The organism is Chryseobacterium urinae (assembly GCF_030518295.1).
Taxonomy (GTDB): Bacteria; Bacteroidota; Bacteroidia; order Flavobacteriales; family Weeksellaceae; genus Chryseobacterium; species Chryseobacterium mucoviscidosis.
The window spans coordinates 15,381-29,661 of sequence record NZ_JAULSJ010000007.1; the positions used below are offsets into that span (position 1 = coordinate 15,381).

Consider the following 14,281-nt stretch of genomic DNA (forward strand, 5'->3'; position numbering starts at 1 on the left):
ATTAGTTATGAATTTTTTAATTAAATTTAAATTCCAAAATATGGAAAAAATACTGTTGTGTGGAAATTTATTCCTGCATCAGCTCCGGTCTTTTTTTCTTAAGAATGATTTTCTGCAACCTTGTAAGATGATTGTTGTTGCGGAATGCAATGGAAAATATAATGATCTGATAGAACATGATTCCGTAGTTACTTTCCCCGAAAATTCCAAATTCTGTAAAGGAATTGATCACGATAGGAATAAGAATCCCGATGAGCATCAGTTTCAGTTCCTTCTGTTCAGACAATATGGATTTTACGGTAAAAAATACCTGAAAAAGCACAATGGTAAACCCGATAAATCCAAGATTCATGAGAACCTGCATAAAAGTATTGTGCGTCATTTTTCCCGGATACGTATGGGCGCTCTGGAAAAACTCTTTGTAATCGATCCTCATAAAGCCAAAGCCTAAAAGCGGTTCTCTGGGTAAACCTTCCGTAATTAAAGCCTGCCAAAACGGAAGTCTTCCCGTAAGACTCATGATTTCTTCCAGCCTTTCCTGATCGCCGCCTTTCAGGATAACGCTGTACACTGCGAAAGGTGCAACCATGGCAACAAGCGCAATAATGGCAAATTTCAGGGTTTTCTTTTTGGTCTGGTTGATGTGGAAGAACACGATCAGCAAAAATCCGATAAGAGAAGATCTCGATCCGGTCATGAATAAAGCATACAAAATGACAAGAATTTTTATGATCGTCCAGACTTTCTTTTTAAAGCGGTACAGATCAAAAATAAGACATGCAGAACCCACTCCGGCAAGCATTCCGAGTTCATTCGGGTTCATCATTGTTCCGCCCAGTCTAGCTTCTTCACCACCGTCTGTAAGCCGGAAAAATACATCGGGATTAATCCACATTCCGATGACAAAAACCAGTTGAAGAACGAAAACAGTGTTTCCCAGAAGATGGTAGAGTCTGATGTTGTGACCTTCGAAATAAACGTCTAAGATTTTCAGACTTTTTACGAAAAAATAAGCAAAAACAAAGCTTTGGAAGGTCATGAACCACTGCAAAGCACTGAATCCCGGATTGGTACTCCAGGAAAATGAGATAAAGCCTAAAATTAAATAGCAGATGTATAAAATCGGCGAAAATATGTTTTTGTATTCTAAGGAATTAATACTTCCGTACCTTATGATTTTAAAATAAATGAGAATAGAGGAGATCATCACGCCCATTCTTCCGACAACTTTGATGGCTCGTGTAATGTTTACATTTTCGCTCCACGTAAAAAAACACGCCACCATAAGCAGCAGAATGATAAATAGCTGATTGTTGAGCTTTTTAAGAAATTGCTGATGATGAAGAGGTAACGTTTCCATTTCAGCAGTTGTAGAGTTTGGTATTCATTTCATCAAGAATGTTGTTCCAGTCAAACGCTTCTTCTACCATTTTTACCGCATTTCCGCAGATCTTTTCATAGTTCTGCCGGTCTTTCCAGATTTTGGAAATGTCGAAAAATGCTTTGGTAAGGAGCGCTGTCTGAGGCGACGGAATATTGATTCCCGCATTGTATTGTTCAACAAGATAGCCAATGTTGGTGTTTTTGGTAACAATACAGGGTTTCCCGAAATTTGCCGCTTCGATTACGGAAACCGGCAATCCTTCGTTTCTTGAGGGATGCACAAAAACGTCCATCTTTTTCAGGAGATCGTTTTTTTCTTCGCCAAATTTGCTTCCGAAAAGTATTGTTTTATTCTCAATTCCCAATGATTTTATCTTTTGTTGCAGCTTCGCTTTCTCGTCGCTGTCGCCCACAATCCACAATTCAGAATAAGGATCCGCTTTAGAAAATTCAGCAAAACTTTCCACAAGCAGATCCAGACCTTTTGTGTACATATCCAGCCGTCCAACAAATCCGAAAATAAGACTTTCCTTTTGGGAACTGAAAGAAAAGTCTTCTTTTACTCTTTCAAAACCGTATGGAATTAAAGTGCCTTTTTGGGTTGGAAAAATCGACTGTAAACCCTCCATTTCGCTTTCGCCAATGCAATGAATTTTTACAGCATTTTTGATGACCGCTTTTTCAAATAACTCGAAGTAAAGCTTTTTGGTAATCATGCTTTTCTGCATTGCGACCGCGTTGTACGCTCCGTGTGGCGTAATAATATAATTGAATTTGTGTTTCCGCAAAAATCTGCTTAAAGACGAAAATACAGGAATCCATCCGCCGTGAAGATGAAAAACCGTAGATCCGCTGCTGTTTATAATTTCTTTCTGAAGATCTTCAGGAATGGAAAAAGGATTTTTTTTCCGTTTAAAAATCTTCGTTTTAAAGTTTCTTTCGGGGTAATTGATCTCCGTGTTTTCAGAGATTCCCCAGACTTCTACATCCTGCCTGTTTTCGGCCTGTTTGGTCGCGATGTTGTACACGACTTTATTCACGCCGTTCATTTTTTCAGGATTTGCTTTTCCCAATATCAAATGTACTATGCCCATACCGAAATCTGTTTTCTGTTAAGTAAAATTTTCCAGTACACGATCATTAGAATCTGGTTGATGACAAGACCAGCAACTGCGCCGTAAAGTGCTCCGTATTTCAGTAAAAAATGAAAACTGAGTAATGAAAACACAAACGAAATGCAGTATCCTGTAAAAAAAGCTTTATTCTGTTCTAAAACTCTGATGGAAAGTCGGGTAGGATAGCTGTACAAAATCACGATGTATAAAACTGAAACCAGTTTAATTACAAAACCATACTGTTGATATTGTTCTCCGCCCAATAACGTAATTAAAGGTTCTGAAAAAATGAAGAAGCCTATGATCAGAATTCCTAAAGCCATCATTCCTTTCGACATACTGAAAAGCAGGGATTTTTTTTCTTCTTTTTTATCCTGATAATGAAGCTGGGCTGTTTTCGGAAGGTAATAATTTTCAACGGTCTGAAGAATGACATTAATAACCCCGAAAAACGACTGAACCAGCCTTAACGCTCCCAAAGCATTAACTCCTAAATAGATTCCCGCAACGAGCGTGAAAAAATTACTGGAAAACCACTGAACCACCGAAGCGCTCAAAAGCCACTTTCCTTCTGTAACATGATAATGAAAAAGGGAAGCATTTTTCAAACTGAATTCTGCATTTTTCACACAATACCAAACTCCGGGAAGTGAAGCAATGGCGTTTACGATAGCAATGATCAGAAGACTTTTTCCTAAATCAAGACTGTTTTCAAACCAGATTAAAGGAAAAACAAGAAGGAAGATGCTGTCGATAAAAAGCACCAATTGTATGCGGTCTATCGTAAGCAGAACCTTTCTCAGGAAATCCTGAAAAACATATGCCGCTGCAAAAGCGATGATCGCCAATAGATTATCTTTAAAAAACGCCAGTGCAGAAACGGGCAGAAATTTAGCCATCAACAGTAAGGCAGAGAAAATCATTATTAAAACTACTGAAGCCTGAAAAACAAAGCCCAGCGATTTTTTAGTGAATTCTTTGGCTGCCAGAATCTGGAAAGGCTGTACCACAATGGCGTTGCAGATGCCTACCAAAAGATACGTCACCAAAAGCACAGACGAGAACAGGCCAAAATCTGAAATGTTTAGTTTTCGGGCAAGCAAAAACGTCAGAAGAAAATTTGTTCCGCTGAAAATCAGCTGGTCTGCGAAAACCAGAGATGTGGGTCTGCGAAATATTTCTGTAAGCTTTTTCACGATCTTTTTCTGTTTATAAAACTTTTAATGGAGGTCATTAAACTCGGGTTATAGCCTTCTTTATTCAGCACAAACCATAGATTGGTCAGTTTGTATTCATCCTTCAGAAGTTCTACGTTCATAATGGTTTTTTCGGCTGTTTTCCGGCTGTCTAAAACAAACAGATTTTCATCTGCCATTTTCAGGAATAATAGAGGAAGTTTGCCTTGTTTTATCGACTGATTGTTGATGATGCAGAGATCATTTCCTGTCATTTTTTCACGGATCAGATTTTCAATATCCGTGGAAGTTAATCTTAAGTTTTTTTCTTCTGAAAAATCGATATAATCGATGTTTTCAATATTTTCTAAATTTCCTGCCACATCAATAACCAATACTTTTCTGGATTGTGCCTGCAAAGCTTTTATGATGTTTTTAGAATGAAACATATGCTGTTTCGATTTATCATAAGACGTGATGCAGATGAGGTTTTTATCTTTAATGATTTCTTTAAGCTCCATTTCCAGCACGTTCTCGAGAAAGTGATGCATTATGTTTTCCCTGTTTTTAATATAAGGCGTTGTAAATGCAACGGGAATTGTGCTGTTTTTTTCGATGGTATATACATCATTCACTTTGGCTTTAGCAAAATGTACGGCGTAGATGAGTGCAATAGAACCGATCATGCTCATAATTGCTGCAACAATAATGATGATGGATCGCATCGGCGAAACCGGCTGTTTCGGAAGTTCTCCTCTTGTAATAATTTTATGAAAAGAAATTTTTGCCGCTTTGGCAATTTCTGCGTCTATTCTTTTTTCGTTCAGGAAGTTATAATTCTTTTCGTAAAGATTGAACTCACGATTCATGATGTTCAGCAGTTTTTCTTTCTCGGGAAGCCCGATAAAAGCCTGTTCTGCAACCTGAATATCGCGGTCGATGTCATTATATTTGATCTGCAGGTTTTTCTGGGTGTTTTTAATGCTTTCGGTTTGGTAATCGGTAAGATCTTTAATTTTAGCATCAATAATTTTTACTTTCTCATGTTCCGGAGTGTAGGTTAAGAGCAGTTCTTTTTTTTCTGCTTGAAGCAGTTTCATATTCTTTACCATTTCGGTTGAAAGGAGATCGTTGAATGCTTCAAAATTGGGCGCAAGTTCAAGATAGTTGTCTTTACCTTCAGAAATATAATTATTGAGATTTTTAATGGCATCCAGATTCATTTTCAGATTGCTTTTCTGAATTTTAAGCTGGGAAATTTTTCTCAGATCTGTTTCTGTTTCCTGCGGAATATTGATGATGTTTTCTTTGTTTCGGTAATTTTCTATACGGTTTTCTGCACCGGAAAGCTTATTGTTTGCCTGTCCGATTTCATTTTTCAGAAAGTCAACCGTTGTATTGGCAGCGCGGTATTTATTTTCAATATAATCCTGAATATAAGTCTCAGCAAGGGTATTTACGAGAAGACTTGCTTTTTCAGGAACATTGCTTTTGTAATTGATTCTGATAACGGGAACATCTTTGTCCACGGAAACAATATCCAGATTTTTATTTACTTTATCCAGAAGCTTTTCTCTGCTCAGGAATTCAACTTCATACTGATCGACAATTTTTGCACCGGGTTTGGACTGAAGGTAGCTGTCGTTTTTGGTGATCAGGATTTTTCCTCCTTTAATGGCTGTAGGAACTCCGAAAGTCCCTTTTATTTCTTTGGCAGAATCTGAATTTATTGTAAAATTCTGATTTGAATTTACATTAATAATAAATTTTTTATCGTAATTTTTTTCATCGTTTAGAATGCTTTCTACTTTTATCGGAGAATCGTTGAACAATTCTACGGAGCGTACTTTTCCTTTTCTGTAAATTTCGGTGGAAAAGGGGAGTTTTTCCAGTGTTTTTTCAATTAAAGATGTAGATTTCAGAACTTCTATTTCTGTGCTTATTTTGTTGGGCGTGGCAAAAACATCAAAATCTTTGAAGAGATTCGCGCTCGGAACGCCTTCCTGTGTATCCGCAAGCTTCAGTTTTGCGGTGCTTTCGTACATCGGCGTTACATAGTTGAGGTATTTTTTTGCTGCCAAAACCGCAATAATCATGGCAAGAACGACGATAGGAAATCCTCGTAACAGCGGTTTCAGAAATCTTACATTCTCGTTGTTCATGGTCATCAAATTTTATAATAATCCTATCAGAATCGCGGCTGCGGAAGTAACGGTTGCAAAAGGAATAATGGTGGAAATTCTCTTATCAAAATCTTTGCTTTTCTTGGAAGGAACAATGATGTAATCTCCCGGATGAAGAAGGATATTCTGGTTCGGGACATCTTTCATTTTGGTAAGATCGATATTGGTAACGCGAACGTTTTCGCCTTCCTGTCTCAGAATTTTAATGGATTTTAAATTGGCATACATTTCAAATCCTCCTGCTTTGGAAACCAGCTCCAGTAAAGTATTCTGGTCTTTATCCACCTGAATTACCGCAGGATTTCTCACTTCGCCCATCACTGCAATTTCTTTATTCAGCACTTTTACATCCACGATAGGATTTACCAGCCATTTTTTAAGCTTTGTTTTTATTTCTTCTTTCAGCTCGGGAAGAGTTTTTCCCACAACGGGAGTCGTTCCCAATTTTGGAATTTCTATATTTCCGTTGATGTCTACCAGAAGCCATTTTCCGTATACTTCATTGGAGTTGTAAATTCCGTACACAGAACCCACACTCAGATCATCCTGTCCCCAAACGGAAAGCGTAATTTTGTCGTCTTTACGGATTCTGTATTCGTAGTTGGGATCATAGCTGAAATCCTGCATATTTCGGCTTGCCTGTTCCTCTTCAAGTACGTTGTAGGTTTTACAGGATACCAGAAGCATCAGGAAAAAGAATGAGAGTATGAGTTTTTTTAACATAAGATTTAAAATAAAACGGAAAAGAATTTTCTAAAACCTTTTCGTTGGTTCTGAGACATTTCTTCTTTAATTTTTACTATTTTTTCTATGGTATCCGTCATTCTTTCGCAAACATTGGCATCTTTTACAATATAGTCGAAAGCTCCGTATTTCAGGGCATTTACCGCAGTATCTATATTTTCCTGTGCAGATACCATGATAACGTAAATGTTCGGATCGTATCTTTTTATCTTTTTTAAAACCTCGAAACCGTTAAGATCTTCCATATTGTGATCGAGGAAAATGATATCGGGTTTCTGGTGTAGTTCATCCAGACATTCTTCTCCGCTGCTGAATGAGATAATATTTTCATAATGATTGTTTTTCAGATACTGTTCATACACGGTGGCGCAAAATCTGTCGTCATCTACAATAAAAAACTTTAAATTTTTGTTATTTGTTTCCATCTTTTTTATTTGAATAGAATAACGCGATTACTGTGCCTTTATTTAATTATTTGAAAATCAATATATTAATTATTTTTTAAATTCCAAAATATGGAAAATCTCTTTATTTTGGAATGTTTTTATTTAATTTCCCTTTCCAGTTGGTTTATAGCGGTGAAGAGTGTTTCTTTTACTTCCAGAAACATAGTGTACAGTTCCGGAAAATCGGTCTGCTGCTCTTTGGATTTTACTTCCAGATCCTTTACGGTTTCTTTGATGGAGTAGATTCCCACACCTTCAATACTTGGTTTTATTCTGTGAATGAGGCGTGCTATTTCGGCATAATTTTTCTCTTCAAAAGCTTTTTCCACCATCGGAATGGTTTCCTGGGTCTGCGTGATGAATATGGAAAGCATTTTTTGAATAAAATCATCATTTCCACGGCTTAATGCCTGAATGTTTCTGAGGTCATAAAGAATTTTTTCTTCTTCTGAGTTGTTGATTTCCAGGTTACTTTGCATTTTAATGTTTTTATAAATAATTTTCAGCAGTTCGTCCTCGTCAAAAGGTTTGGTGATGTAGCTGTTCATTCCTGCAGCAATGCAGTTGTCTATTTCTGTTTTGAATGCATTGGCGGTAAGCGCAATGATAGGAGTGCCGAGTCTGAATTCCTGTCTTAAAATTTTAGTTGCTTCTATTCCGTCCAGTTCAGGCATCTGAATATCCATTAAAATAATATCAAACTGCTGTTTTGAAAGAATGTCTACTGCCATTTTGCCGTTGTCTGCCTTTGTGACTTCGCACCCGAAATGGGTAAGAGAATTTTCTGCAACCAACTGATTGAGCTCATTGTCTTCCACAAGTAAAACACGAGTTCCTTCGATGGAAATGTGCTCTTTAACTTCAATATTTTTGGATTCTGATTTTTCTATGCTTTTGCTCATATCCAGAAAGATACTGATCTCTGTTCCTACATTTTTTTTGCTTTTAATCTTTATTTCACCTTTCATGAGGTGGATCAGTTCGCGTGTAATTGCCATACCAAGACCTGTTCCGCCATATTTCCTTGAAATAGAGCTATCTTCCTGATTGAATTTTTTGAAGATATGCTTTACATATTCTTCGCTCATCCCGATTCCTGTATCGGTAATGCAGATTTCAAGTTTCTGATGATTGGAAAAATCTTTTATGACTTTACATTCTAAACATATTTCGCCAACGTTCGTAAATTTAAGAGAGTTTCCGATGATGTTGTACAAGATCTGTTTTATCTTGAGCGCATCGGCCTTAAATGCAGAGAAAAGATCATCTGAAAATCTGGCTTTCAACAGTATTTTTTTCTGCCTTGCTTTTGGCTGAAGAATACTGATGATGTCGCTGATGCATTCTTTAAGGGAGAAAACAGTGTTATCCAAAGACATTTCGCCGGATTCTATTTTGGAAATATCCAGAATATTATTGATGATTGATAAAAGATGCTGCGCCGCGTTAAAACTATTCTCCACAAACTGATTTTGTGTTGTTGTAAGATCCAGTCTTTTAAGTTCTCTGAGGAAACCTATGATCGCATTCAGCGGTGTTCGTATCTCATGACTCATATTGGCTAAAAAGACTTCTTTTGCTTTAGAGGCTTCAATAGCTTTGGATTTTTCCTGTTTAAGGTCTTCCTCCAGTCTTTTTTGGTCTGTAATATCGAGATGAATTCCTATGGAACCTAAAAGATTTCCGTGATCGTCATAGTTGGGCGCACCGCTGATTGCCCACCATCTCAGTTCGCCTCTTTTATTTTTTATCGGGAGCTGATAAACGCTGGAAATTCCTTTTTCTCTCAGTTTGATCTGTTCCTGGATAAATTCCTGATTGGCTTCTCCCTGTACGAAAAGCTGTGAAGGATTTTTACCAATGATTTCGTCCAGTTCAAAACCTGAAACGTTGCAGAAACTCTGATTGGCGTACCGTACAATCTCGTCATTATCTACCTCAATAAGTCCGAGATTCATATTCGCGATAATGTTACGGTATTTTTCTTCCTGCCGTTTTATATTGTCCTGCGCTCTTTTTCTTTCTTTAAGCTGTTCGGCGAGGTATAAGGAAAGTTCTTTAAGGTCTTTATTTTTTTTGGTATCAAAAGCAGAATCTAATAAACTTAATGATTCATAAAGGCTCGAAATAGATTCCTGCTTGAGTTCATTTTCTTTTTTCAGATCGTTAAACAACTCTTTGTATTCTTTTTCGCTCTGCCTGAAAGCATGATCGGTAAGTTCTTTATCTCTTTCAAAAGATTTGTAGGAATCGTTAACTGCGTTAATGAAATTATTAAATTGCGGATGTTTTTTACAATCTTCCGTAAGATATTTTTTGATCTGTCTGTTAAGGATGTTATGCAGTTCGGTTTCCATAGTTATTCGGTTTCATTTACAGTGGTAATGGTAATGGTTTGGTTATGCAGTGCGCAATCTCCAAAAGATTTGGCGGGCGAAATTTCTCCGTAGGAATAAAAACCGTTGATAAGTGCTTTTTTGCCAAAAATATCTCTTACGATTTCTACTTCTTCGGCAACTCTTTCTCCTAGAACCATTTTTCTTCCTACACAGCTCACAATAATTCCCAGTTTAGGATCGGGGCTCATTTCAAGGCAGGCATTTGCTGCATCATTTGCCGCATCTATAAGGCGGTCCAGGTTAGCTTTCATAAATCTTACATGGCTTCCTTCCGGCAGATCTCCCGCAAAGATCATCATGTTGTTTTTTTCATTAATTGAGAGAATGGTTCTTACTACGGGAGCAGAATCTTCATCAATTTTTAAGGATAGCGGAAAGAGCAGGGCAGAACTGGGAAGTTCTTCTGCGTATTTTCCCAGATAACTTTTGTAAAGATCTAAAGCATTTTTATTGTCTATTTCTACGAGAATATTATTCTGGGATTTGGTAACGGTTCTTTCCAGTCCGAAACTTTCCCATCCTCCGAATGAGGCATGAGCGAGTTCCAGTTTTTCACCATAAAAACCGATGGCAACGATTTTATTGCAGACAGGCGTTTCGTTAAGCCCTACAACTGTTTTCTCAAAACGATCTCCGTCTCCTGCCAATCCGCCGGAAATTAAAACTCCTTCGGGACGTCCTTCATTGAGTCCTTTTACCAGTTGACTTCCATTTACTTTACTTCCGTCCGAAAGTACAAATACCCACCTGAGATTTTCGTGACAAAGATTTTTAAAAAGTGCTTTTCCAGCTTCATAGCTGTTCTGAAAATCATTAATATCAATCTGCTGCGTTTTTATATAGGAAGAAGAGAATTCAATGGCGGTAACTGTTACGGTTTCATCAAAAACTTCATTGCAGAAAATTTCTCCTGATGATGAAGACAGGGCAATTTCCGCGTTGGGGAATTTTGTTTTAATTACCTCAAAAAAATCAGAGTTTTCAAGGATATTCCGGCTGCCATATCCTAAAACAAGCTGAGCTTTATTATAGTCCAGATTTTCATTGTTTCTTTCAGATTTCCATATCCCGTCAGCAAAAAGTAGTTTAGCGACTTTCATGTATTATTTAGTTTTTTTAAGGTCTGTACTGTTGATAAGATTATAGACGGTAGATTTTCCGATGTCTAATATTTTAGCTGTTTTAATGACGTCATTATTGTTCTCTTTCAGGAAGTGAAGGATAATATCTGTCGTGTATTGTTTAAGCGTTTTTTGCTCAGAAAGAAAATTTTCAGATTCTTTTTCAAGGCTGTAAAAGCTAATGTCATCCGCAGTTATTTCGTTGCTTTCTGCCATTACGCAGGCAAGATCGATAACGGATTTCAGCTCTCGTATATTTCCCGGAAAGCTGTATTTCATGAGTTTTTTTCGCGCATCGGAAGCCAAAACCAGAGGTTTTATTTTGTTTTCTTTGGCAAAAAGATCTATAAAATGTTTGGCAAGAATTAAAGTGTCCTGATCTCTTTCTCTGAGCGGAGGTAATTCTATAGGAAGACCGATAACCCTGTAATAGAGATCTTCTCTGAAGTTTCCTTTTTTTACTTCATTTGCCAGATTTTTGTGGGTCGCAATAATGAGTCTTACGTCCAGCTTTATTTTCTGGGTTCCGCCGACTCTTGTAATTTCTCTTTCCTGCAGCGCGCGGAGAAGCTTGCTTTGAAGGTTGAGATCCAGTTCTGCGATCTCATCCAGAAAAATAGTTCCTCCGTTTGCCTGTTCAAATTTCCCGACCGATTTATCTGTTGCTCCTGTAAATGCTCCTTTTTCATGACCAAAAAATTCACTTTCCACCAGATCTTTAGGGATTGCTGCCATGTTTACGGCAATAAAAGGCTTATTTTTTCTGGAAGAATGATAATGTATTGCTCTTGCAACTACTTCTTTCCCAGTTCCTGTTTCGCCGGTTACAGAGACGTTGATGTTGGATTTCAGAGCTTTATTGATTTTTGAGAATATGCTTTTGATGGAATCGCTCTGTCCGATGATTGTTTTCTCAAAACTGTATTTTTTTTCGAGTTCATCTTTCAGTTCTTCAACTTCCTGTTTTAGCGAGATGTTTTCTCTCAGACGGATAATGGAGTTCCACAGAAGTTCTTTGGTGTGTTCGTTTTTTACGATGTAATCTTTTGCGCCCTGCTTCAGAAAATCAATGGCAACGGAAATGTTTTCCTGACCGCTGATTACAATGATCGGCAGATCCGGATAGAGTGTTTTGATCTGTTTAAAAAGATCGTCTCCCTGAATGTCGGGCAAGCCGAAATCGATACAAATGATATCAGGATTCCGGTAAAGTTCAGAAAGGCATTGCTTGCCAGAACTGTAAAGAAAAACTTCATAATCAGGATTAAGCTGAAGATGATATTTAAGCATTTCTCCGATGAAGGGATCATCATCCACAAGGAAAATTCTGACCATTATAATATCTGTTAAAAATTCTGATTAAAAGTAAAATTTTTTCTTTACATAATGAAATATTTTAATTGATATATAATTTATAATGCTTTATTGATGGGTTTTTTTTGATTGTTTTGTGCTGGTTTGTTTGGGGTTATGTATTTTATGGGATAGTATTTAATAGATTATGAATGCTTGATAAATTTTAAATTTCTGATTAATAACAAGGATTGAATATTATTTATGCATTGTCTTTGTGGCTTGTTTATTGTGAAAAGTGATCATTTATAAAAAAAACCTGCTGTAAAAGCAGGTTTCTTTATTTTAAAACTGAAAATTTAATGTCCGGCTTTTGTGTCTTCCTCCTGCTTTACGTGACTCAAATACTTCGTACAATAAGCTCCGAAGATCAGGATGACAATATAACAGAATACAGGAATGATGAAAGAATGCTGAACCCCGAAAATATCGGCTAAATATCCCTGAAAAACAGGAACAATAGCGCCTCCCAGAATTGCCATAACCACCAGAGAAGAACCCTGACTTGTGTATTTTCCCAATCCTGAAATAGCGAGAGTGTAGATATTTGAGAACATGATTGAGTTAAAGATTCCTATTCCCAGAATGCTGTACATTGCAAGTTCGCCATGATTAAACATTGCAGAAATCAATAACAGGACATTAACTCCCGCAAATATAGATAAGGTTCTTGCCGGAGCCGATTTTCCGATAAAAAACGCGATAAAATTTAAGGCAATAAAAACTAAAAAGAAGCTGATCTGAGAAAAACTAAGATCTACAATGCTGAAAATAACCAAAAATACAGCGATAGCCGCTCCCAACATATATAAAGCTTTTTTTGCCTGACTGATTGACTTATTCAGGGAAATTGCGCCTAAAAATCTTCCGATCATCGCGCCTCCCCAATATAGGGAAAGATAATTTTTGCTTACCACTTCAGAAAGATTCATCACCTGTGGCTGCTCCAGAAAACTAATGATGAAACTTCCCACTGCAACTTCGCCTCCTACGTAACAGAACATGGTAAGAACTCCAAATTTCAGATGGTTGTGCTGCAAAGCTCCGAATCCTTTTACAATTTCTTCTCCTTTTACCTGAAAGTCCGGAAGTTTAACTCTTGAAATAAGCAAAGCTACCAAAAGCAGAATTGCTGCAAAAATGAGATAAGGAATTTTAGTTGCAGCTGCACTGAAAGATCCGTCCGGAGCGGAAAACAATTCAAAAATTAAATGTCCGCCTAAAACCGGAGCGATTGTTGTCCCGAAGGCATTGAACGCCTGCGTCATGTTCAGACGGCTGGATGCGGATTCTTCTGGACCCAAAAGCGAAACGTAAGCATTTGCCGTAATCTGTAAAACGGTAAATCCTAACCCTAAAATAAATAAGGCTCCCAAAAATAATCCGTAGGAAGAAAAACTTGCAGCAGGGTAGAAAAGTACACATCCTAAAGCGGCAAGAAAAATCCCGAAAATGATTCCTTTTTTGTAACCCACTTTGTCAATAGGATCTCCTTTTGTGGTGGAGATAAGAAAATAAATCAGTGAACCGATGAAGTAAGCTCCGAAAAAGCAGAACTGTACGAGCATGGATTCAAAGAAAGTAAGCTTAAAAAGCTGTTTCAGATAAGGGATCAGAATGTCGTTCATACAGGTGATGAATCCCCACATAAAAAACAATAGTGTAATGGTAATCAACGGAACAGTGTAGTTTCTGTTGCTTGTTTTAGCATTATTTATCATAAATTCATATATATTAAAGTTTAAAGATAGCAGGTTTATTCAATAAATTATCATTTCGAGACAATAAATTTAACCGTTTAAGCAAAGAATTTTTAATATGATGATTATTTATGACCATCAAAGATTGAATAGTATTTATTGTGAATATAATCACTGTATTGGTGTATTTTTATTTAAATTTTAAAAATTTAACTTTATTGAAGAAAATTGGCAAAGAAATTGTGTATCTCTATTTGAAACTCTTAAAAGACAAAGCTATGATATCTTACTACGATTTTAAAAATTTGCCAAATCAGGCACAGTGCAGTTTCGTGATGAATGAAGGACGTATCATGAGCGAAAGAACTATGGATACAGTAAAATATGTACTTTATGAAGTTTCTTATTTTACTGTTGAGGTTATATACAATACCATTAACAACAAAACAGAAGTCATTAATGTTTTTCAGAACAAAGGAGCTTATGCTATGTAAACATATTTAAAGAGACATATTATTTATTAATGAACAGATCTGTAAAGGTCTGTTTTTTTATTGTTTTTATCTGAAAGTTCCGAAAATAGAAACACAAAAAATCCTCAGAGAGAATCTGAGGATAAAAACTAATAACCATGAAAACTCAAATTAAACATGAGTAATTAT

General features: G+C 36.8%; 11 protein-coding genes. 1 reads left to right on the forward strand and 10 read right to left on the reverse strand.

The window, feature by feature from the left end:
- Positions 1–67 precede the first annotated feature (67 nt).
- The 10 genes from QWT87_RS05795 to QWT87_RS05840 all read right to left on the reverse strand — a co-directional run bounded on the left by QWT87_RS05795 (position 68) and on the right by QWT87_RS05840 (position 13,640).
- The gene (locus QWT87_RS05795) at positions 68–1,360 is read right to left on the reverse strand and encodes an O-antigen ligase family protein (RefSeq protein WP_302714674.1); all 1,293 of its coding nucleotides are present in this window, start codon (positions 1,358–1,360) and stop codon (positions 68–70) included.
- 1 nt (position 1,361) lies between these two features.
- Positions 1,362–2,477 carry a glycosyltransferase family 4 protein gene (locus QWT87_RS05800; protein ID WP_302714676.1) on the reverse strand — a complete coding sequence of 372 codons (1,116 nt, stop codon included), beginning with the start codon at positions 2,475–2,477 and terminating at the stop codon, positions 1,362–1,364.
- Positions 2,468–3,694, reverse strand: coding sequence for a lipopolysaccharide biosynthesis protein (locus tag QWT87_RS05805; RefSeq protein WP_302714679.1), 1,227 nt, complete (start codon positions 3,692–3,694; stop codon positions 2,468–2,470). Before QWT87_RS05805 ends, QWT87_RS05800 begins: the two co-directional genes overlap by 10 nt.
- Positions 3,691–5,835 (reverse strand): GumC family protein, encoded by a 2,145-nt coding sequence (locus tag QWT87_RS05810; protein WP_302714681.1) that lies wholly within the window; start codon positions 5,833–5,835, stop codon positions 3,691–3,693. Before QWT87_RS05810 ends, QWT87_RS05805 begins: the two co-directional genes overlap by 4 nt.
- Positions 5,836–5,847: 12 nt before the next feature.
- Entirely contained in the window at positions 5,848–6,579 is a 732-nt protein-coding gene (locus QWT87_RS05815; RefSeq protein ID WP_087709742.1) for a polysaccharide biosynthesis/export family protein, read from the reverse strand.
- A gap of 5 nt (positions 6,580–6,584) precedes the next feature.
- Entirely contained in the window at positions 6,585–7,025 is a 441-nt protein-coding gene (locus QWT87_RS05820; protein ID WP_087709744.1) for a response regulator, read from the reverse strand.
- Positions 7,026–7,144: 119 nt separating this feature from the next.
- Positions 7,145–9,403: a PAS domain-containing hybrid sensor histidine kinase/response regulator gene (locus tag QWT87_RS05825; protein WP_302714684.1), complete on the reverse strand. Its 2,259-nt coding sequence runs from the start codon at positions 9,401–9,403 to the stop codon at positions 7,145–7,147.
- Positions 9,404–9,405: 2 nt separating this feature from the next.
- Positions 9,406–10,545, reverse strand: a complete 1,140-nt coding sequence (locus QWT87_RS05830) for an FIST signal transduction protein (protein WP_302714686.1) — start codon at positions 10,543–10,545, stop codon at positions 9,406–9,408.
- Positions 10,546–10,548: 3 nt separating this feature from the next.
- A complete protein-coding gene (locus QWT87_RS05835; protein ID WP_185205643.1) occupies positions 10,549–11,901 on the reverse strand; it encodes a sigma-54-dependent transcriptional regulator in 1,353 nt (450 codons plus the stop codon).
- Positions 11,902–12,218: 317 nt separating this feature from the next.
- Positions 12,219–13,640, reverse strand: coding sequence for a sugar MFS transporter (locus QWT87_RS05840; protein ID WP_302714690.1), 1,422 nt, complete (start codon positions 13,638–13,640; stop codon positions 12,219–12,221).
- A 257-nt stretch (positions 13,641–13,897) separates the two neighbouring features.
- Between QWT87_RS05840 and QWT87_RS05845 the strand changes: the two genes are divergently transcribed.
- A complete protein-coding gene (locus QWT87_RS05845; protein ID WP_076390494.1) occupies positions 13,898–14,113 on the forward strand; it encodes a hypothetical protein in 216 nt (71 codons plus the stop codon).
- Positions 14,114–14,281 lie beyond the last annotated feature (168 nt).